Raw genomic sequence first — 20,568 nt, forward strand, 5'->3', positions numbered from 1 at the left:
GAGCATCCTAGGGGCAGTTCAGGAAGATGTAGCTGTACGACTGGCCACTTCACCCTGAGATCCCTCGGAGTGTGCAGCCGCGACCGGTTAACTTCCTAAGCGGCTACGTAACGCGGTCCCTCTGCTCGACGGCCCCCGGCGGATGCCGCAGTAGGCAATGGCATGACTCCTCTCCCACCCGCTTTCACCACGACCTGCGGAAGGAACAGATGCCCCGTCAGGCCTAAAGCCACCGGCCACTGGTCGCCTGCCAGCCATGAGGCGGTCAGGAGCCAGGTGACGGCCCACGCGGCGGCTACCGGAGCGATGCCATGAACTGTTCCGCGCACAGAGCACTCTGAGGCTCTGCGTGCACTCCGAGAGGGCGGCGCGTTGGATCCGGCACCTGTGGAACGTCATATGGCTGACTCCTCGGAGCGACCACGCCGGCGAACCAGGCCAGTGACGGACCACGGATGGACGACGTCCGTGACGGCCACTCGTGAGGAGGCCCAGGCGTGTCACGCCAGGTACTGACCGTCGCCCCGGACGGGTCGGCAGGCTTTCGCACCATCGCGGAGGCGCTCGCACACGCGCGCACTGGCGCGGTGATCAGTGTCCGCCCCGGCACATACGCCGAGAACCTCACCGTCTCCACACGGGTGACCATTGTCGCCGAGGGCGCTCACGGCAGTGTCGAAATCTGCCCAAGGCGCGGAACAGCCGTAACGCTTCAAGCCGACGCTGCCAAGCTCACGGACCTCGTTCTGCGGGGCAAGGACGAAGATCTGCCCGTAGTGGACGCCCAGCGCGGCCAGGCCGCCATGGACGGATGCGAGATCGTCGGTTCGGCCTGGACAGCTTTGGTTGCGCGAGGCACCGGTTCCGTTGCCCTACGAGACTGCAGAGTGAGCAACCCCCGTGGCGCCGGTCTCGTCATCACGTCGACGGTAGAAAGCTTGGTCGAATCCTGCACGATCGAGCACCTCGAGACGTCAGGTGTCGTCATTGGTGACCGCGGCAACTTGAGAATCCTGAACTGCACCGTTCGCGACGCTCGCGGCAACGGCATCTTCGCCAACAGCGAGGCGCAGGGCGAAGTGAAGAACTGCGACATCTCGTCCACCACCAAGCCCGGCATCGCTCTCGAAGAACGCTCGAGCATCCAGGTGAGCCGCACCACCGTGCACGATGTCGACGTGGCCATCCACATCGCCAGCGAGGGCCGGACGACACTGGACGAAGTAGAGGCGACAAGCACCACAGGCGCCGGCATCGTCGTGTCCGGTGACGCCAACCCCGTGCTGCGCGCCTGCCGAACTTCCCGCACCCAGGGCCACGGAGTGCTTATCGTGGGTCAGGCACGCGGCACGTTCGAAGGGTGCTCGCTCGACTCCTCCGTCGCGCCCGCACTCAAGGTGAGCGGTTCATGCTCTCCCTCACTGATCGGGCTCTCTGTCCGCGACTGTGCTGACACGGCTGTCCTGTTGGAAGAGGACTCCACGGCAGAGTTCGACCGCTTGGAGATCTCCGGCGCAGCAGGCGCCGGAGTGAGTATTCGCTTCAGCGCCAACCCGCTGCTGCGTCGCGCACGGATCGTCGGGGCGAAGGGCAACGGGGTTGAGGTCGTCCAGGACGGCCGAGGGCGCCTTGAAGACTGCGAGATCGTAGACTCCGGAGGAGCCGGCATCCGTGTCGACAGTGGAGGGAACGCGCAGATCGGCGGGGGAGTGGTGCGCGCATCCGCGGCCGGAGGGCTTTCAGTCGGGGCAGAGGGAAGCGCTTCGATCCGCGACTGCGAGATTCACACTGCAGCGCGCGCCGGAGTGCTGGTCGAACAAGACGGCAATCTGGCCGCCACGCGTGTGCGCGTCGTGCGCAGCGACGGACACGGAGCACTGCTGGCTACCGGCGGCCGTGGCTCCTTCAACGCCTGTGAGTTCAGCGAGAGCGCCCGCGACGGTGTGCATGTGGAGTCGACCGAGGCGGTGTCACTCGTCAACTGCACCACCCGTGACAACCGGGGTGGGGGTCTCATCCAGACGCGGCCCGGGGACCGGCTCGCAGTGGACGGCCTCACCAGTTCGAACAACGGCAGACGCGACGCCTACGGCCTCGGCGAAGCCCAGGGTGCGGACCCGGCAGGGACGGGACCTCTCGGGGACGGCTCGGCGGAAGCGCGGGAAGAGGGTCCTCTCGCCGAGTTGGAGCTGCTCATCGGCCTGGACAATGTCAAGCGCCAGGTTCGCATGCTGGTGAACTTGACCCAGCTTGCTCAGCGGCGTGCGCGGCTCGGCATGTCAGCGCCTCCTATGAGTCGCCATCTCGTTTTCGCCGGCCCCCCCGGTACCGGTAAGACCACCGTCGCCCGGCTCTACGGCGCGGTTCTCGCGGAGCTCGGGGCCTTGCGCTCAGGGCACCTCGTGGAAGTCTCTCGCGCCGATCTGGTGGCGCAGGTCATTGGCGGCACCGCCATCAAGACCACCGAAACCTTCAACCGTGCCCTGGGCGGCGTGCTTTTCATCGATGAGGCATACGCCCTGACCTCTGACAGCCGTGGTTCAGGTCCGGATTTCGGACGCGAGGCCGTGGACACCTTGCTCAAGCTCATGGAAGACCACCGCGACGATGTCGTCGTGATCGCCGCCGGCTACTCCCAGGAGATGCACTCGTTCCTCGGATCCAACCCCGGCCTTGCCTCGCGATTTTCCCGAACGGTCGAGTTCGAGAATTACAGCGTGCCCGAGCTGGTCATGATCATCGAAAGTATGTGTGCCACTCACCAATACGAGTTGGATGAAGGAACAACCAAGGCTCTGGCCGACCACTTCGAGCGCATGCCACGCGACGCTACCTTCGGTAACGGCCGTGCCGCCCGACAGGTCTTCGAGGAAATGGTTGACCGCCAGGCATTCCGTCTGGCCACTCATCCGGACGTCGGGGAGTCCGATCTGCGCACGCTCCTCGCCGAAGACGTGAGCGACGAAGCCGCAGCAGCCATCAGTGACGACCCTTCCCTTCGCCCACGGGAAGACGATCCGCTGGAGCAACTAGCGGAGATGGTCGGTCTCGAAGAGGTCAAGCGAGACGTCACGGACATGGTGAACCTCCTGTCCGCCGCACGACAACGCGAGGCTGCAGGCCTCCCCTCGCTACGGATCAGCAACCATCTGGTCTTCACGGGCCCACCCGGCACCGGTAAGACCACCGTTGCCCGTCTCTATGCCACCCTGCTCGTCTCCCTGGGGGTTCTTCCCAGAGGACAGCTGGTGGAGGTGGCCCGGGCCGATCTCGTCGGCCGCTACATCGGCCACACCGCCCAACTCACACGCGACGCCTTCGAACGCGCCATCGGCGGCGTGCTTTTCATCGACGAGGCCTACACACTGACGCCACGCGGCCCGTCCGCTGGCTCGGACTTCGGCCAAGAAGCCGTGGACACATTGCTCAAGCTGATGGAGGACCACCGCGACGAAGTCGTCGTCATCGTCGCGGGATACACCGACGAAATGAACCATTTCCTTGCCTCCAACCCGGGACTCACCTCCCGGTTCTCCCGGCGAGTACGCTTCACCGACTACTCCTCGCAAGACCTGGTCACCATCGTTCGCCAGCACGCAGCAGCATCGGGATACGAGTGCGGCCCAGACACCGCGGCCATGCTGCAGACCTACTTCGACTCGCTGCCCCGCGACCGCAGCTTCGGAAACGCACGTCTGGCCCGGCAGGTACTGGAAGAGATGAGCACACGCCAAGCAAGTCGCCTGAGCGCTCTGGCCGCCCCCACGATCGACGATTTGCGCATGCTGCTCCCACAGGACATAGGCCGCAGGGGAGCGGCACATGGGTGACGGTGGACGCCGCCCAGCGGGCGGCGATCTGCACGGGCGCCCCCGCTGCCCCCGGAACGACGCACGACCGAGTAGTTCAACAAGGGGCTCGCGCAGCGGTTCCGCACGAGGTCACCTACGCTCAGTCTCCTGCGTGCTTGCCTCACTGCTTGCCGTCTCCGCCCTGGGGGTGCTGCCGGCGGCGGCCACTCCGCGGGAGCCAGTCAAAGTGCCTCGCATCCCTACGACCCTCTCCAGTACGAGAGGTTGCACCGGCCCGTCGAGTGCCAAGATCGAAGGCTCACCATGGGAGCAGCAGCAGCTCGAACTGACCCGCGCATGGAAGATGGCCAGCGGGGAGGGAGTGACGGTAGCCGTCGTCGACACTGGCGTATCGAGGACAGCCACAGCCGTTGCCGGACGCGTTTCCAGCCGCGGCGACGCGAGTAACGACTGTGTCGGGCACGGCAGCTTCGTTGCCGCGCTCATCGCCGGTCGCGTAGATGAGCGGGTGCCGTTTGGCGGAGTAGCGCCGAAAGCGCAAGTTCTTGCTGTCCGGGGCACGGACCAACGAGGGCTGGCCAGTGCGGGGACGGTGGCACTGGGCATACGCACTGCCGCCGACGCCGGGGCAGAGATCATCCACGTCTCAGCGGCGCTGCGCACCGGGTCGGCTGAGTTGATGACGGCCGTCGCCGATGCATTGGGCAATGGTGCTGTCATTGTCGCGCCGGCAGCCCCCGATGCGGAGTCCGCAACCGGTGCTGACGCTCCGCAGAGCTATTGGCCGGCTGCCTATCCAGGAGTGCTGTCCGTGTGGGGGGTCGGTCCTGACGGCAATGCGCCGACTGGAACGCCGGTGCCCCTCGAGGCCGACCTCCGAGCGCCCGGTGACAAGATCGTCAGTACTGGTCCACGGGGGTCGGGTCACTTTCTTGGCTCAGGATCTTCCCTGGCCGCCGCTTTCGCAACGGGCACTGCCGCACTCGTACTATCCGACGAGCCTGACCTGACAGGCCGCGAAGTAAGCAGGCGCCTGCTCACCACTGCTTTTCCCGCACGAGTTCCTTACCTCGACCCCTACGCAGCCGTGACTGCGGTCCAGGACAGAGCTGCGTCTCCTGGCGTCGTTTCTCGACGTCCAGCGCCCGTCGACATGCCGGTCACCAACCCGGCCGAGCATCGCGCCATCAGCCGCTCGATCGTCGTCCTTGTCGCAGGTGTCCTTCTCATCGTCGTGGTCGCATGCGTCGTCATCGCCGTTCCCCGTGGGCGTTCTCGAGGATGGCAGCCCCGAAAGGCGCAACCTGTACACCCGAATGCGAATGACCCATCTGTGTAAGAGATCTTGAAAAGGCCTTACACATGTCGATACGTGACGAGGCAGGGGCGAAGCCGAGGAAGGCCTTGTGGATGTCGTCGCGTCACGGCGTACTGGCGCACCCATCTGACCCTGCGCCAACTTGCTCCGCTGTTCGGGATCTCGAAGTCAGCGGCCGATCGCATCATCGGCCGCACCGGTCCGTTGTTGGCGCTGCAAGCCAGGAAGCGGTTCCGCAGGGACACAGTTCTTATCGTCGACGGCACGTTGGTGCCCACCCGCGACCACAAGATCGCGGAGCAGTCGAAGAACTATCCGCTACTCCACGAACCACCTTGGTCATCGACGCCAGCACCCGCCTGATCGTCGTCGTCGGCCAGCCCTTGCCCGGCAACCGCAACGACTGGCGGGCCTGGACCGAGTCCGGCGCCAAAGCCGCCGTTGGCACCACGACCACCATCGCCGATGGCGGCTACCGGGGAACAGGGCTGGTCATCCCACATCGCCGCCATGCGAAGAACCAGGAACTGCCCGCCTGGAAGCAGACGCACAACAAGCCCCACAAGCAGGTCCGGGCCCGTGTCGAGCACGTATTCGCCCGCATGAAAACGTGGAAGATCCTTCGCGACTGCCGACTGAAAGGCGACGGCGTCCACCACGCGGCCTCGGCATCGCTCACCTGCACAACCTCGCACTCACCGGGTGACGGCGACGGTGTTCATCTCACGGATCCATCTCGCCGTTGGTCCAGTGGGGTGTGACGGGGTCATGCCCTGCCCGTGCGGTCGATTGCGGCGGCCCGCAGCAGCCCCAGCAGATGGCAGCCCGGGTATGTGCCGAACACGGGGAACTTCCACCGGTAGTAGCAGGACCAGTAGCTCACCACCCGGCGCTCGGTCCGCGCGAAGAACCCCGGATTGCGTGCGATGAAGTCTCCGTATGCCAGCCGCTGGGCGGACCCCTCAGAGGGCAGGTCGGAAAGGCCGTGCTGGATGGACTTCAGGATCTCCAAGACGTACTCGCCGGCCAACTGCACCACGAACGGCACCGCCCACGGATCGTCAGAACTGGCGATTTGCTCCAGGTGACGCTGGCGGACCAGCCCGTCGCTGTGCCGTGAGTACAGGCAGTGGAGGATCGCCTGCTGCACCCCTGTCAGGGCGCGCACCACGTCGTCGGGCAGCTCATCCTGATAGATCCGATACGGAATGGCGACGGCTTCATCGCCCACGTACACCGAGAACGGCGACACGGGTGCGCTCCGGGCCTCCGGCATGACCGCCAACACCGCCCGAACGTCACTGGCCAGCTGGTGTGGGAACGCCGCAACCAGGTCATCGTCGGTCATCGCTATGGATCCAGGCTGCTGCATGGCGGAAGCATAGGCGGGTCCGCTCATCCTCGCCCCAGCCTCCGCCGACAGCAGGTTGTCCGCCTTGCCACCGAGCATTGCGGGACAACCCTTAACTTGATCTTTAACCTGTGCGGCGGGGGCGAGGGGTTGTTGACTTCTTGGTTCGTTGTATCGCGGAGCCTGGTTTGCCGACTGTGTGCACGTCGTGGCGTGGGGTGGGTCGGGTGTTCTTGCTTCCGAGTGGCCGCCCGGGGCCGGGGCGGGAAGATTTGGGTACTTCGGCTGGGCAGGCGGCCTTCGGCCGGAGGTGCCGAAAGTCGCGGCGGACTCGTGCGGGGGTGAGCCTGTGGGGCGGGGACGGTTTCTCCCACGGCCGCCGGCGGTCTGCCGCCAGGGGGCGGGCGAGCCGGAGCTGGGTGAAGACGACGACGATCAGCCAGGTCCAGCGGTCTGCGGCCTCGGGGCTGCGGATCTTTGGGCAGGTCCAGCCGAGCGTCTGCTTGAACAGGCGGAAGGTGTGCTCGATGTCGAAGCGCCGCAGGAACGCCTGCCACAGACAGTCGACGTCGGCTGTGGTGGCGTCGGTGCCCGACCACCACAGCCAGACCGGCTTCGGTGTGGCACCGCTGGGCAGCTGCTCGACTTGCAGGCGGATCACGGTGCCTTCGATGACCGGCAGGGCGCCCAACTGGGCGGTCCAGGCGGAGCGGTGGGTCAGCCTTGGATGGAGCCGGTCCCAGGAGCGGGCGGTGGCGGTGCCGTAGAGACGGGTTGCGGTCACCGTCTGCGCATCGGGAGTGTTCCAGGTGGCCGGGTCACCGAAGACGAACTCCCCTCCGTGGCGGGGTGGCCGGCCTCGAACCCCAGGCTCCCGGGGCGGTGCCGCGCGGCGCAGGACCCGGTCCGAGCGCATCCGTCCCAGTACCTGCACCGGCAGGTCCTTCAGCAGGAAGGCCAGGCGGGGCACGTCATAGCCGGCATCCACCACGATCAGGATCTCTGGATCTCCGTCCTTCCACTGCCCGGCCTCGATCAGCCGCTCGATGAGCTCGCGCATCTGCCGGGCAGTGACGGTGGCGGCATCGTCACCCGGTGCCAGACGCAGCGCGTCCAGCGGCGCGGTCCAGGAGCTTCGACCTGATTCCAGTGCGCAGATCACCGAGTACGGCCAGCCGGGAACGGGAATGTGCTGGTCCTTGCCCCGGCCGTAGGTGTGGCACAGGATCCGCTGCGGTGAGGTGTGTGCGTTGGGCCGCAGCCAGCAGGTGAAGTCGGCGGCCAGGACCAGCCGGCCATCCGCTGATCGCGGCAGAGGCACCGCGGCCAGGGCCCGTCGTAGCCGGACGATATCGACCCGGCCTGCGGACAGGGCATCGTAGAGCCCGCCGTGTCCACGACGGTGTTCGCCCACCAGCGAGAGTTCCACCAGCGACCGGACCGGCCCATCGGCGCACAACACCGCGTCCGCAAGTTCGAACAGCGCGTCCGCACGCCGGGTCAGACAGGAGTAGAACTCACCCCGGAAGCGTGACAGTCCCGCAAACGGATCCTGCCGGACAACATGATGCGCCAGACTCATCCCCACGGCCTTCGTGCTGAGCGTTGTGTGTTCCTTGGTCGGATCACATGCTCAGCCGAAGGCCGCCCGCACGTAGGGCAGTTACCGGACCGAGTGATCAAGTGCGAGGACTCGTTCGGGCTCCGAGGTTAAAGATCAAGTTAACTGAAACGATGCGGCATTGTCTGCCCCATCCCCGGACGACGCTGATCAGGCTCACAGCGGAAAGGACCCGCTCCCGTGGCAGTCGGCCGCAGGAACTCGACGCGGTCGACCACCGCGGGCGACACGCGGTCCCGTGCGGGCTCCACCGCTTCATAGTCACCGTGTGTCGGTCACGAGGCACGACAAGCCTGCGATTTGCTACGAGGTCACCGCTCATGCTGTTTTCAGTCGGCTGCATCGCCGACGGCTAGGGGGTGGAACCACGCCCGGCAGGCCGCCGTCGATCACCCGCAAGGTCGTCGGCTGAGCCGCTTCTCCCGATGTATTCAGCGCCACTGGCACAACGGAAGCGAACGGTGGCGGCTCGGAGCGGCTTCCGACCATCTCGCACGAGCGGTGCCGGCCGGGCCGGCCGGCACCGCCTTCCCGCCTCGCGAAGGCGAGGCCTCGTTTGCCCGTCACAGTGCGAGGCAGCGGGTGATGAATTCGAATGCCCTGTCCTGGCTGACGAACCCCAACGACCGGCAACCCACCCGAAGAGTCGTTCCTTCAGGAGTCCGTAGCCTGATGGCCTCAAGCGCGCCGGACGCTAGGCGGCACCCTGATCGTCGACGGACAGCGAGTCACCCGCCACGTGAGCGGTTTGTATTAGCGTCGACTTGCGTCGGACGATGTGCTGAGCTCGTCCTGGCGGAAGGTTGCGTGGCTTCACGTTGCCGAAGAGGTATCCCTCGGACGGGGGACACGACATCAACAGTCCTGGGGTGTTCACGTCATCCAGGCGCCTGAGCAACTGGTCGCCCACGCCCCGTCCGACGCCAGCTGAGGAACGAACGACCACCAGATGCAGTCCGACCTCGAAGCCGAGAGGGAGGAAGTCGAAGAGTGGTCCGAACGGCTGGTCGAAGGACGTGCCTCCGCCAACCATGTCGTAGTCGTCTACGAGGACGAACAGGCGAGGACCGTTCCACCAGTCACAGCGGCGCATGCGCGCCGGTGCGATGTCGGACCCGGGAAGGCGGAGTTTGATCGCTCGGGCGGAGCCTTCAACCAGCTCCTTGAGGCCATCCATGGAGACTGCGTGTCCGAGGCGGTATTCCTCGGGCACGGCGTCGACGAGACCGCGGCGGTAGTCGACCATGAGGATGTTGGCTTCGTCAGGTGTGTAGCGTGCTGTGATGGCTTTGGCTATGAGCCGGAGGAGATTCGTCTTTCCGCTTTCCGTGTCTCCGATGCCGACCAGGTGGGGGGTACGGCTGAAGTCGTGCCAGACAGGGGCGAGAACCTCTTCGTCGAGCCCGATGGGTACGCGGAGTCCCTCGTTCAGCTCGGGGATCGGCAGTTCGGTGACGGACAGTCGGTGAGGCAGCATGCGTACGGGCGGCGCGGGAGGACCGGCCCAGTGCTCCGCGATCCCCTCAACGAGAGCGATGACTCCGTCCGTCAGATCCTCCATGTTCTCCTGGCCGTTGACGCGTGGGAGAGCAGCCAGGAAGTGCATCTTCCCTTCGGTGGTCAGGCCGCGGCCGGGAATGTGTGGGACCGTGGCGGCCTTCCGGATGTCGACCACGGAGTCCATGGGGTCGCCGAGCCGCAGCTCGAGCTTGGTGCCGGCCTGGTCGCGGATCTGTGCGGACAGTTCCATCCACCGAGTGGTGGCGATGATCAGGTGGACTCCGTAGTTGAGGCCGCGGGTAGCGATCTGGTTCAAGGTGGGGATCAGAGTGTCGAAGTCCTGGCGGACTGTCTGCCAGCCGTCCACGACGAGAAAGACGTCGCCGTGCGGTTCCTCTGGAAAGTCGCCCGCCGCCCGCCTGCGGCGGAACGAGGCCATGGAGTCAATCCCGTGGTCCAGGAAGAACTGTTCCCTGCGGTCTAGCACGGCCACTACTTCGGCCACAGTCCGACTGATTCGTTCACTGTCCAAGCGAGCCGCTACGCCGCCGACATGAGGGATGCCCACGAGGCCGGACAGGGCACCTCCACCGAAGTCCAGGCAGTAGAACTGCACCTCGCGCGGGGTATGCGTGAGGGCGAGTGCCGCGATAAGAGACCGGACGACGGTCGACTTTCCACTCTGCGAGCCGCCGGCGACCGCTACGTGCCCGCCTGCGCCGGACAGATCGACGACCAGCAGGTCTCGCAGCTGCTCGAAAGGCTTGTCGACAAGGCCTACGGGCACTCGTAGCTTGCCTGTTCCCGGCCAGTCGGCCGCAGTCAGACCGCGCTCCGGCTCGGGTGCGAGGGACGGCAGCAAGGAGTCGAGCGTTGGTGACTGTTCCAACGGAGGCAGCCATACCTGGTAGGCGGGCGGCCCGGAATTGCGTAGCCGCTCGACGGCGAGTGACAGCAGTGTGTCGCCGGATTCCTCGGTCTCTGCTTCGGGTTCAGGGGCTGGCGCGCGTGTCGCCACCCAGTCTGACGTCCACAGAACCACCTGACTGGCCACCCGGGCCTGTGCCACTGCACCCCTGCGATGACGATAGGGGCCGGAAACGTACGCTGCTCGGAATCGGGTGAGTGCTTCGACACCACTCTTGAGGAACCCGCTTCCCGGCTGCGGGGGCAGCTCGTAGGCATCAGGCACGCCCAGCACTCCGCGGCTCTCCATCGCGGAGAACGTGCGCAGTCCGACCCGGTACGACAGGTGGCTTTCGAGCTGATGCATTCGGCCCTCGTCCAGACGCTGCGAGGCAAGGAGAAGATGCACACCCAATGACCGACCGAGGCGGCCGATCATCACGAACAGGTCCATGAACTCGCGGTGCGTGGCGAGCAGCTCACTGAACTCGTCCACCACGATGAATAGGCTAGGCAGGGGTGCGAGCTGTGGGTTTGAGGTTCGCGCCTTCTCGTACTCGAGGGCTGAGCTGTAGCCCGCGGCTCGTAGCACCTCCTGCCGGCGGATCAGCTCACCGTGCAGGGCGTCCTGCATGCGCTCCACGAGCGCCACTTCGTCGGCCAGGTTCGTGATCAGGGCTGACGTGTGCGGGAGCTCGTCCAGGCCGAGGAATGTGGCACCGCCCTTGAAGTCCACGAGGACAAAGTTGAGCGTCTCGGAAGAGTTGGTGAGTGCGAGGCCCAACACCAGTGTCCGCAGCAGTTCGCTCTTTCCCGATCCGGTTGCCCCGATCAGCATGCCGTGCGGCCCCATACCCCCTTGGGCCGACTCTTTGATGTCGAGTTCAACCGGGACACCGTCGGCGCCGACGGCGATGGGCACGCGCAGCCGTTCGGACGGATTGCTGCGCCGTCGCCAGAAGGCTGCTGGGTCATGCCGGGTCAGGTCTGAAATCCCGATGAGCGTCGTGAGCTCGACGTCACCTGCCAGAGGCTCTGTGACGTCCGCGCCAAGGCTGATCCGGTAGGGGGCCAGCAGCCTCGCCAACGACTCCGCTGCCATAGGGCTGACGGCGTCTGGTCGGCCGAGGAATGTGCTTTGTTCCTTACGGTTGCGGTCGGTGCGAACCAGGTCGATCGCATCGGATTGCACGTCCAGGCGCAGTGTTGTGCGGCCGGGCCGCCAGCGCAGTTCACCCGACAGGTCGAGCACTACCGTGTTGCGGAAGCCTGTGGTGTCCAGACGGTGGCCCGCGGGCACAATGCCCCCGTCCACCACGATGACGGTGAAGGGCTCGTTCTTGGCCGGGAGTTCCTCCGGATCGAACGCCGGGCGTTCGGTGAATTCCGCTCCGAGGATGTCTTCGAGGGCATTGCACGAGTTGGTTATGAGCCGGGCGGGGCCGGCGCCGTCCTGTTCCTGGGGATGCAGGTTATGCGGCAGCCACTTCGCCCACTCCCACTCTTGCCGCCTCTCGTCGGACACGCACAGCGCGATCCACAGTTCCTCGGGCGGATGGAACACGGCGAGTTGGCACACCATGGCGCGAGCCGCAGAGCGAATGGCGTCTTCGTCCCCGCGGAAGGACACACGCGACCAGGAGCGAAGGAAGAGGGCGATCGGCTGGTCGGGCACCGAGCTGTAGGCCCGCATGAAGCGGCGAAGCGCGTGGGCGCACAGCGGCTCCAAGTCTTCTACCGGCTTGGTGGACAAGGGAGTGAGGCGCATCGCGAGCTGTTGATCGCCGACAGCGATCCGAACCTCCGCGAAGTCGTCGTCCTTGGGGCGACGCTCCCAGAGCCGGCTTGTGCGAGCCATTGACGCGAGGGTGGTGGGCGCCGGGTGCAGCCATGCGAGAGCCAGTTGCTGCTCGATGACTGCGTTGTGCACCTTTCGCCGGATCTGTGACAGGTAGCGCAAGTAGTCACGCCGCTCGCCGCCCAACCGGTTCTTCCGGTCGCTGCCCTGGCGCGCTACATGCCCGATCACCATCATGACGGACGCCAGCACCATCATGCCTACGGCAACGTAGGTGAATACGTTGCTCGAGCCTCCTGGGCGGATGAACATCACCGTCATCGAGAGGGACATCATGCCCATCGGCAGATATGTCCATACAGCGGATGAGTCCGCCACGGTCTCCGGCAGCGTTGGCGGCTCCTGAATGCTCAGCTCCCCGTCTGGCATGTCTGGGCCACGCCGCCGGGCCGGGCGGCGAAAGAGGATCACGCTCAACGCAACGGCTCCTTTGTCAGAGACTTAACCAACCGTACGGCTGGCTGACTGCATCTCAGGCCATCCTGAAAAACGAGGGTAATTGTGGGAAAACCTTCGAGTATTTTCGGGTCGCATGTCCTGGCTGATGTGCGGAAAACTGCGTCCGGAGCAAGGACGCTACAGTCCTCCAGAACACTCGCCAGTATTCTGCCTCTCAAATCTACGGCAGCCGCTTCCAGTGGCCGTAGTCGATAGGTTCAGGGAAACAGAGGACCATTGCGATGACAGACAACTCCGCTGCCGGACTGTGCCGCATCACCGTACGCGCCCCCTCACGGCACATTGACCTTGCAGTCCCCGCTGACGTCCCGGTGGCCGACCTGCTTCCCACGGTCCTCCGCTACGCCGGCGAGAGCGACCAGGGCGGCAGCCTGGAGGAGCAGGGTCTGGATCACGGCGGCTGGGTACTCCAACGCTTGGGCGATGCACCACTCGACGACGCAAGCACCCTCGACTCGCATGACTTCCGCGACGGAGAGGTGCTCTATCTGCGGCCATTCAACGACGAGTTGCCGCCAGTGCGGCTCGACGACCTCGTGGACGGCATCGCCACCGCCACTCGTGACGGCCAGCGCCGATGGAGCCCGGAAGCCAGCCGTCGCCTGCTGCGCAGCCTGCTGGGCCTTGCCCTCACTGCCGGACTGGCCATACTCGCCCTGTCGAGCGAAGGCGGCTTCGTCCGCCTTCTCGCAGTCGCCGGATGCAGCGTGCTGCTACTCCTCGCGGCTGCAGCGGCAAGCCGAGCGATGGGCGACTCGACCGTCGGGGCAACCTTCGGCTTCATGGGCGTCCTCTACCTCGGCCTCACCGGCTGGCTGCTGCCCGTATACGACATCAACGGCACAGAGGTTCCCAGCACCTTCAGCGCCCAACTGCTGGCTGCCGCAGCTCTAGCCGCAGGCGGGGCTGTCCTCGCCGTGGCAGCCGCAGGAACACACATCGAGATCTTTCTGATGTCTGCCCTGGCAGCTGCCGCTACCGGGGCGGCCAGCGCCGTGCAACTCGCCTTCGATATACCTATTGGTGCCGCCTCGGCGGCAATTGCTGCACTGGCAGTAATCTTCGGGGCTTTCATTCCAGCCATCTCCTTCAAGTTCGCTGGAATGCGCATGCCAGCACTGCCCACCAATCCACAGCAGCTGCAAGAAGGAATCGACCCTTACGACACAGGAGATGTGACCGCGCGAACGGCGCGCGCCGCGGTCTGGATGACCGCGCTCTATGGCGGCACTGCAATGGTTTGCATCGGCTGCCTGACGGCCCTCGTCCTCCACGGTGGAACTCCCGCCATGTGGACCGCCACAGTGCTGACGGCACTCCTGCTGCTGCATGGCCGCGGCATGGTCAACGTGTGGAACCGTCTCTCCCTCGTCCTTGCCGGTGCTTGGGGAATCAGCATTCTCCTCCTGGCCTGGTCACAATCCCTCCAGGCAGAAGAGCGCATCATCCTGGTGTTGGCACTGATGGTGGTGGCCGTTGCCCTGGCCATCATCTCGTGGAAGGTACCGGGACGCCGGATCGTGCCCCACTGGGGCCGAGCCGCCGAAATCCTCCACACGATGCTCGCCATCAGTCTCTTGCCCCTCACCCTGTGGACGCTCGGCGTCTTCGGGACCCTCCGGGCCATCAACGGCTGACCACAGGGAAGCAGGACATGCAATCCAAACGAGACCAGGTTCAGGCACATGCCTTCCTGATGAACCGGCTCACAGCCGGCATGCTGCTCGCCGAACCCGACGCCCCCGAAAGCCCTCTCGGACGCACCACACGCGGGACCGTATTCGGGCTCGTCATCGCCGTCGTCATCGCTGCCGGCGCTGTCGTGTTCGGCCTCATCAAACCCGGAGGCCACCAACTGAGTGGAAAAGAGTTGGTGGTCAACAGAGACACCGGAGCCCGCTACCTCTTCGTCAACGACGAACTCCGCCCCGTCCGCAACTACTCCTCCGCTCTGCTCATCGGCGGAAAGGGCCTGAAGACCGACGACGTGCGCACCGCATCGCTGCGCGGAAAGCCGGTGGGCCTGCCGGTCGGCATACCTGACGCCCCAGACTCCATACCCGACAAGAAGGACTTGGAAGCCGGTGCGTGGCAGGTCTGCTCCGTCATCGACAGTAAGTTCTCCACGGCCTTGGTGGCGGGTGCCCCAGCCGATGGCAGAAGGCTGGGAGCCGACGAAGGCGCGATCGTGATCGGCCCGGACGCTGCCACCACATACCTGGTCTGGCAGGGACAGCGACTGAAGATGGATGGTGACGCAAGTGCGTCCCTCGGATACGGATCGATCACCCCACGCCCCGTCTCAGCAGCCTTTCTGCAAGTCCTGGCCCCCGGCCCCGACCTGAGCCCGCCCCCAGTGCAGGATCGGGGAGCCATCGGACCCGTTCTGGGTGGCGCTCAAAGCAGGTTGGGACAGGTCTTCCAAGTGCAGGTGCCGGGGTCGGCTCCCAAGTACTACCTGCTCAAGCGGGAAGGGCTTGTGCCTCTCACAGACACCCAGGCCGCACTCGTGCTCGGCAGTCCCGCCACGCGCCTCGAGGCGTACGGCGGCCTCCCTCCGCAGCCCATCCGGCTGGCAACAGTGGAACTGAAGGAAAATCAGGCACCAGGTGCAGACGGCCGGGAAGTGGCTACCGGCCTGCCCCTGTCGCCGCCGCGAGCAACACCAACACCTCGTGGGCAGTCCGTCTGCAACCGTGTCGATCCCCGCAGCGGCACACCCCGCGTGTCCACAGAACTGGTGCCCGTGAAGTCGCTCACCCCCTTTGCGCAGGTGGAACCCGGCAGCGTTCAGTCATCGTGCATTCAGATGGACCGTATCGTCGTACGCCCTGGACGTGGGGTCTTGGTGCAGGCGCTTACGGCGGGCGGTCGGCCAGCCGGCGGATCGACCTACCTCGTGTCCGACAACGGAGCCAAGTACCTGCTCACGCAGCAAGCGATCGAAGCGTTCGGCTATGCCGAGACCAAAGCGCAGACTCTGCCGTCGCCACTTCTGTCGATGTTGCCCACGGGACCCGATCTCGACCCCGTCACGGCGATGAGCGGTGTCAAAGGCCCCATCACGTCGGCATGCCCAGGAGACGAGGCCGGTAGCTAGACGGCTGGCGAGGGAGGCCAGGTCGGGCACGAAAGTGCTGAAGCCAACGTAGGAACGGGCCAATGTGATGCCCCACTCGAACCTGCAGACCGGGCCACTCGTACCCATGACTGATCGCCTTCTCCGAGCGTAGCGGAAGGCGATCGCAACCAAGAAACAGGAGGCAAGAATGGCTGCTACTGGCAGGCAGACGTTTGACTTTCAGAAGACGCAGCAGGGCATCAGCGCCCTCAGCGATGGCGCCGGTGACGTCCGGCGAGGCCGGACCTCTGTTGAGGAAGTCAAGAGCGTCCTGCTTCCCGGCTACCAGGGTGCAGACGGCGCCGAATTCGGTCGTCTGCTCAACGACTGGCTCACGCAGTGCGAGGTCGTCGCCCGCAAGCTCGACGAAATGCAGGCGACCCTCGAAGAGACCCTGCGGTCCAAGACCGGAAACCAGCAGGCGGCCCAGGAGATGATCACGCAGGCCCGCAACAACTCGGGTGCCAACGCCATCTTCAGCCGACTCGCACCCTGATCACACCCACCCCCTCCGGGAAAGCACACAGAAGCGAGGTTCACACATGCCCTACGGTGATGACGGCATCGTCCACGTCAATTACGGCAGCGTCGGCGAAGCAGTGACATCGATGCAGCAGATCACGACCGCAATCCGTCAGCGCCTTGCCCAGCTGGAGACCGGCCTGCAGCCGCTCGTCAACAGCTGGGAAGGCCAGGACCGCGAGGCCTACTACGTCAAGCAGCGTGAGTGGAACGCCGCGGCGGAAAAGCTCAACGCCATTCTTGCGAGCCACGGTGGTCTGCTGGACGACATCGGCGCAAGCTACGACCTCAACGAGCGGAAGCTGCGCCAGGGCTGGGAGAACGTGCAGATCGGCTAATGGCATGGTCGAGACGGCTCCGTCCTCTCCCCGACCACCCGACGCTCCGACGGTCATAATCCGGGCAAACCTGGGCCGCGGCGACGCTGAGCACGCACTCCGTGAGGAAGCGCGTGAACAGCGTCGCCAGCAATAGCGCCATGCAGGTGAGCGGCCCGGATGCAGGCCGTCGATGCGTCGTGGAAGGGCGGACCGTCTCGCACCCGGCCTGTCAACATGCGCCTTGAGGGTGTTGATGGGTTTTCGGTGGGTGGTCGGTTGCGGGATGAGTTGTCTGAGGATGAGGAGGGTTGATTGTGCCTGAGCATGGTGCGGGTGGTGTGTCGGGTTCTGGTGGTGGGGTGTCGGGGGCGGTTCCGGTGCCGTCGGTGCCGGTGTCGGGTGTGGGTGGGTCGTCGTATTCGGCTGATCCGGCGCGGGTGCAGTACGGGTTGCGGGAGATGCAGAAGATTGCCGGCCTGGCGCAGGAGATGATGCGGGATTTTGAGGCTGCTGTTGCTGTGACGCGGGGTTGGGAGGGTGAGGGGGACAGTTTCGCGAGGGAGAACAAGCCGAGGGTGGCGGCGGAGAACAAGGCGGCGTCCGAGACGGTTCGGGCGGTTGCGGAGGCGATTTCGTCGGCTGCTGACGCGACGGCGGGGAATGTGAAGAGTATTCAGTCTCATCAGGGTGGCGTGGTGGACGCTGTCCGTGAGGAGGCGCGTAAGAGCGAGGGTCTGGGAAGGCGCTGAGCGTGTATGGCGATTGAGCCCTCTGAGGATTTGCAGCGGCTGATCTTTGTTTTGACCGGTGAGCGGTTTCTTGAGGCGGATGAGGATCGTGGCTATGCGAGTCATGATCCTTATGTTCGTCTGGCGAGGCGGGCGCGGGATCTGTCGGGGACGATTGAGGGCTCGGTTGGTGGGATTGGTCGTGCGTTGCCGGGGGAGGCGGGTGCGGCGTATGTGCGGGCTATGCGGTTGTTGGTGAATGATGGCGGCCGTAATGCTTTGGGGGAGTTTGCGGGGCAGTTGGACCGGATTGCTGATGGTCGGGTCCGGACGTCGATGAATGTTACGGAGTCGAAGTGGCAGTTGGTCGCTGAGCTGGTTCGGTTGTTGATCGAGCTGGCGGTGTTGGCGGCGATGGCGTTCTTCTCGGGGGGTTTGTCGGCGGGGCAGCAGGCGGTGGCGATGCTGCGGTCGCGGGTGTTTTTGTTGACGGTGCTGGATGCGTTGTTGAGTCGGACGCGGTTGATGCCGTCGTTGAGTGAGGCGTTCGAGGAGGCGTTCCAGACGTTTGCGGTGCGTCTGGCGTTGATGGTGGCGGGGCCTGAGGGGCGTCGTCCGAAGGGGTTTGATCTGGGGGATATTGCCCGGTCGGCTGTGGTGGGTGGTTTGGCGGGTGCGTTCCATGGGGTGTTGTCGGGGACGGTCGGGAAGGCGTTGACGGGCCGGTTGGGGCGGCCGTTGGTGAAGGATGTGTCGGGGGACGTGGCGGTGAAGGTTGCGCCGCGGGGGGTGTTCACGGCTGGCAACGGGGTGCGGGCGGTGGGTGCGGGTGCGGGTGCGTTCGTGGCCGAGGGGGCCGCGGAAGCCGGTGCGGAGTTCGTGACCAATGGTCTGTTCGACGGCCGGTGGAAGGTCGAGGCGTCCACGTTCTACGGCGCCGGGATCAGCGGTGTCACCGAAGGCGTCCTCACCGCCGGCGTCGTCGCCGGCGCGTTCGCGTTGAAGGACAGCATCTCCCGCATCAAGAGCGTCGCCACCAGCACGGGTGACGTCCGTTCCGGTGACGCGGGGACCACCGCCGATCAGGCGTCGGTGGTCAACACCACCGACCTCACCGCGACCGGCACCGAAACCGGCCCGGTCACCAGGGTGGCGGGCGGCATCGTCACGAGCACCCAGACCACCAGCGCCGCCAGCCACGACACGGACGCGCACAGCATCGACACCGCACCGGCCACAGCCCCCGGCACCACGCCACCGGCAACAACCAGCAACAACACCCCAAGCCCCGCCGCAGCCTCGCTAGGAACACCTCCCGTCGACAGCCCTAAGGCTCACGGTGGAGCTGGCGGCCCAGCATCAGCTGCCGCCAAGGTGACGGAACCCGTCGTACAGGCTCACACACAGGGGCGGAGCGAAGCATCTGCAACTCGCGTCGAGTCACTGCTGAGCAACACCTCCGGCCCGGAGGCTGCGTCTGAAGCGACGGAGACTGAGAGCGATCGCGGGGGCCTGGCTGGCACGGACACAGGATCTGGCGAGCAGGTTGCTACGCCTACATCTTCACCCACGCCGAGCACGGCGACAGATCCAGCGACCAGTGTGCAAGCCCGTTCAGCGCCACCGATACAGCATCCGAGCAATGCTCCTGGCACACCTCCGGTTGCCGCGAGCGGGCAGGGAGCAGGTTCCTCCACTTCGAGACTGCCAACTGAGCAAGGTGCAGCGGCAGGGACGGCGGCAGCACCGAACGCCCGGCCGGCGGAAGGGGTGTCGTCCCAGACCGCTGCCGGCATGGGACAGCGGCCGTCCGGTGGTCTGCAGGCGGCCGCAGACACCGCTGCCTCCGACCTCACCCGCGCGGGAGAGCAAAGTCAGGGCTCGCCGTCCTCAGACCTTGATCACCTATCTGTATCTGTGCCCACGCCGTCGGACCCCCCGACTGCCAGGCTTGACTCTGCGCATGCCATGTCAGCCACAGCTTCGCCCTCCGATCATGGTCGGAGGGTGCAGACCAACGCCGCATCCGGCGAGCAGGCGAGCCTTCATACGGAGGGAGTCGACGAGTCCCCAGCGAGCCAGACCGGGCTGATGTCAGCCAGTGGCGTGTCCAATGCTGGGACCGACACGCGCCCCTCGGGCCCCGGGCCTGTCGCTACCTCCCAAGGACCGGCCAATGCAACTTCCTCCGCGGGTTCGGTGGAGCGGACCGCGCATGGCCGGCCAGCAAATCGGACGGGTCAAACACTCGCGCCCACAACCCCTGCGCCGGTGGGCGATCGGGATATACGGATGGAGTCCGCCGCGACTCCCGGAGCAACTGGCGACAACCAGCGGGAGGGGCAGAGAGCCGAGAATCAGGCGCCCACTGCGGCCTCTACGCAGACGACGTCGTCAGGGGAAACACAGTCACTGCCCCGTCTTGACGAACGAGGTGACGACGAAGGACGCAACGCCACCGTAGGAGGCAATGACCGCGCGACACAGTGGATAGCACCTGATCACACCTTGGCACGCGCTGAGGACGAGGTCGCTCGGGGTGCTGCTTCGACGCCAGCCACGAGCGGTCAGGTCGGCGGGGCTGTCTCGGCCTCTGCGGGTGGTGCGCTGGGGAATGGCCAGACAGCTGATCGCTTGAGAACACCGGAGTTGTCGCCGTCCGTTGCTGAACCTGCGCTTGACGTCACGCGTCTGGCGAATGAGTGGTTCGGGGTAGGCCGCGCCTCCCTCGAGATGGTGGTCCGCGCTCGGCGGTTGATCACGGCAGTGGCACGACACCAAGGCCATCCCCTGGGCGCAGAGGCGCCTAGTGGTCGTCCGCAGAGCCCTACGTCGTTGCCAGCCGGCATCGCGGAACTGGCGACTGTGCTGCTCGGAGTACGCGACGCCGAACGAGTCGCGCGGGATACGCCCGCGGTTCTGCCCGCAGTGCTGGTGCGCCTGGTTGGTGACGTCGAGCAGGCACTCCCCGCCCACAGTTCAGCCAGCGCTGGAGTGCAACACCCGCCCCTGGTTGAGGCAGCGCAGATCTACCTCACCGCGCAGGCACTCT

General features: G+C 65.6%; 11 protein-coding genes and 1 pseudogene. 8 read left to right on the top strand and 4 right to left on the bottom strand.

Features of this window, described 5'->3' with window-relative positions; all coding sequences use genetic code 11:
• The first annotated feature begins 497 nt into the window (after positions 1-497).
• The 3 genes and pseudogenes from JE024_RS38735 to JE024_RS38745 all read left to right on the top strand — a co-directional run.
• Positions 498-3,830, top strand: a complete 3,333-nt coding sequence (locus JE024_RS38735; protein ID WP_205378677.1) for a right-handed parallel beta-helix repeat-containing protein — start codon at positions 498-500, stop codon at positions 3,828-3,830.
• 325 nt (positions 3,831-4,155) lie between these two features.
• Positions 4,156-5,151, top strand: a complete 996-nt coding sequence (locus JE024_RS38740; protein WP_244883781.1) for a S8 family serine peptidase — start codon at positions 4,156-4,158, stop codon at positions 5,149-5,151.
• Between the two features lie 81 nt (positions 5,152-5,232).
• Positions 5,233-5,836, top strand: a pseudogene (locus JE024_RS38745) (transposase); the annotation flags it as partial.
• Between the two features lie 60 nt (positions 5,837-5,896).
• Here the strand turns inward: JE024_RS38745 and JE024_RS38750 are convergent.
• The 3 genes from JE024_RS38750 to eccCa form a co-directional block, all read right to left on the bottom strand.
• On the bottom strand, positions 5,897-6,478 hold the full coding sequence (locus JE024_RS38750; protein WP_244883694.1) for a hypothetical protein: 582 nt from the start codon (positions 6,476-6,478) through the stop codon (positions 5,897-5,899).
• Positions 6,479-6,605: 127 nt separating this feature from the next.
• Entirely contained in the window at positions 6,606-8,063 is a 1,458-nt protein-coding gene (locus JE024_RS38755) for an NF041680 family putative transposase (protein ID WP_205378680.1), read from the bottom strand.
• A 733-nt stretch (positions 8,064-8,796) separates the two neighbouring features.
• The gene (gene eccCa, locus JE024_RS38760) at positions 8,797-12,735 is read right to left on the bottom strand and encodes a type VII secretion protein EccCa (protein WP_205378944.1); all 3,939 of its coding nucleotides are present in this window, start codon (positions 12,733-12,735) and stop codon (positions 8,797-8,799) included.
• A gap of 311 nt (positions 12,736-13,046) precedes the next feature.
• Here eccCa and eccD point away from each other — a divergent pair, with 311 nt between their 5' ends.
• From eccD to JE024_RS38785, 5 genes are all read left to right on the top strand, one after another.
• Positions 13,047-14,462, top strand: coding sequence for a type VII secretion integral membrane protein EccD (gene eccD / locus JE024_RS38765; RefSeq protein ID WP_205378681.1), 1,416 nt, complete (start codon positions 13,047-13,049; stop codon positions 14,460-14,462).
• Between the two features lie 17 nt (positions 14,463-14,479).
• Complete coding sequence (gene eccB, locus JE024_RS38770) at positions 14,480-15,925, top strand: type VII secretion protein EccB (protein WP_205378682.1); 1,446 nt, start codon at positions 14,480-14,482, stop codon at positions 15,923-15,925.
• Positions 15,926-16,094: 169 nt separating this feature from the next.
• A complete protein-coding gene (locus tag JE024_RS38775; protein WP_205378683.1) occupies positions 16,095-16,442 on the top strand; it encodes a hypothetical protein in 348 nt (115 codons plus the stop codon).
• Between the two features lie 46 nt (positions 16,443-16,488).
• Positions 16,489-16,806, top strand: coding sequence for a WXG100 family type VII secretion target (locus tag JE024_RS38780; protein ID WP_205378684.1), 318 nt, complete (start codon positions 16,489-16,491; stop codon positions 16,804-16,806).
• Positions 16,807-17,246: 440 nt separating this feature from the next.
• A complete protein-coding gene (locus tag JE024_RS38785; RefSeq protein ID WP_205378685.1) occupies positions 17,247-17,537 on the top strand; it encodes a hypothetical protein in 291 nt (96 codons plus the stop codon).
• 1,061 nt (positions 17,538-18,598) lie between these two features.
• Here the strand turns inward: JE024_RS38785 and JE024_RS38790 are convergent.
• Complete coding sequence (locus JE024_RS38790) at positions 18,599-18,796, bottom strand: hypothetical protein (protein WP_205378686.1); 198 nt, start codon at positions 18,794-18,796, stop codon at positions 18,599-18,601.
• Between the last annotated feature and the right edge of the window lie 1,772 nt (positions 18,797-20,568).

It is taken from the genome of Streptomyces zhihengii (genome assembly GCF_016919245.1).
In the GTDB taxonomy this organism is placed as follows: Bacteria; Actinomycetota; Actinomycetes; order Streptomycetales; family Streptomycetaceae; genus Streptomyces; species Streptomyces zhihengii.

What these genes read in the sequence shown, in the direction of transcription:
- JE024_RS38740 (WP_244883781.1), top strand. Translation starts at nt 4,156, where the DNA reads ATGGCCAGCGGGGAGGGAGTGACGGTAGCCGTCGTCGACACTGGCGTA.
- JE024_RS38750 (WP_244883694.1), bottom strand. Translation starts at nt 6,478, where the DNA reads ATGACCGACGATGACCTGGTTGCGGCGTTCCCACACCAGCTGGCCAGT.
- JE024_RS38755 (WP_205378680.1), bottom strand. Translation starts at nt 8,063, where the DNA reads ATGAGTCTGGCGCATCATGTTGTCCGGCAGGATCCGTTTGCGGGACTG.
- eccCa (WP_205378944.1), bottom strand. Translation starts at nt 12,735, where the DNA reads ATGCCAGACGGGGAGCTGAGCATTCAGGAGCCGCCAACGCTGCCGGAG.
- eccD (WP_205378681.1), top strand. Translation starts at nt 13,047, where the DNA reads ATGACAGACAACTCCGCTGCCGGACTGTGCCGCATCACCGTACGCGCC.
- eccB (WP_205378682.1), top strand. Translation starts at nt 14,480, where the DNA reads ATGCAATCCAAACGAGACCAGGTTCAGGCACATGCCTTCCTGATGAAC.
- JE024_RS38775 (WP_205378683.1), top strand. Translation starts at nt 16,095, where the DNA reads ATGGCTGCTACTGGCAGGCAGACGTTTGACTTTCAGAAGACGCAGCAG.
- JE024_RS38780 (WP_205378684.1), top strand. Translation starts at nt 16,489, where the DNA reads ATGCCCTACGGTGATGACGGCATCGTCCACGTCAATTACGGCAGCGTC.
- JE024_RS38785 (WP_205378685.1), top strand. Translation starts at nt 17,247, where the DNA reads ATGCAGAAGATTGCCGGCCTGGCGCAGGAGATGATGCGGGATTTTGAG.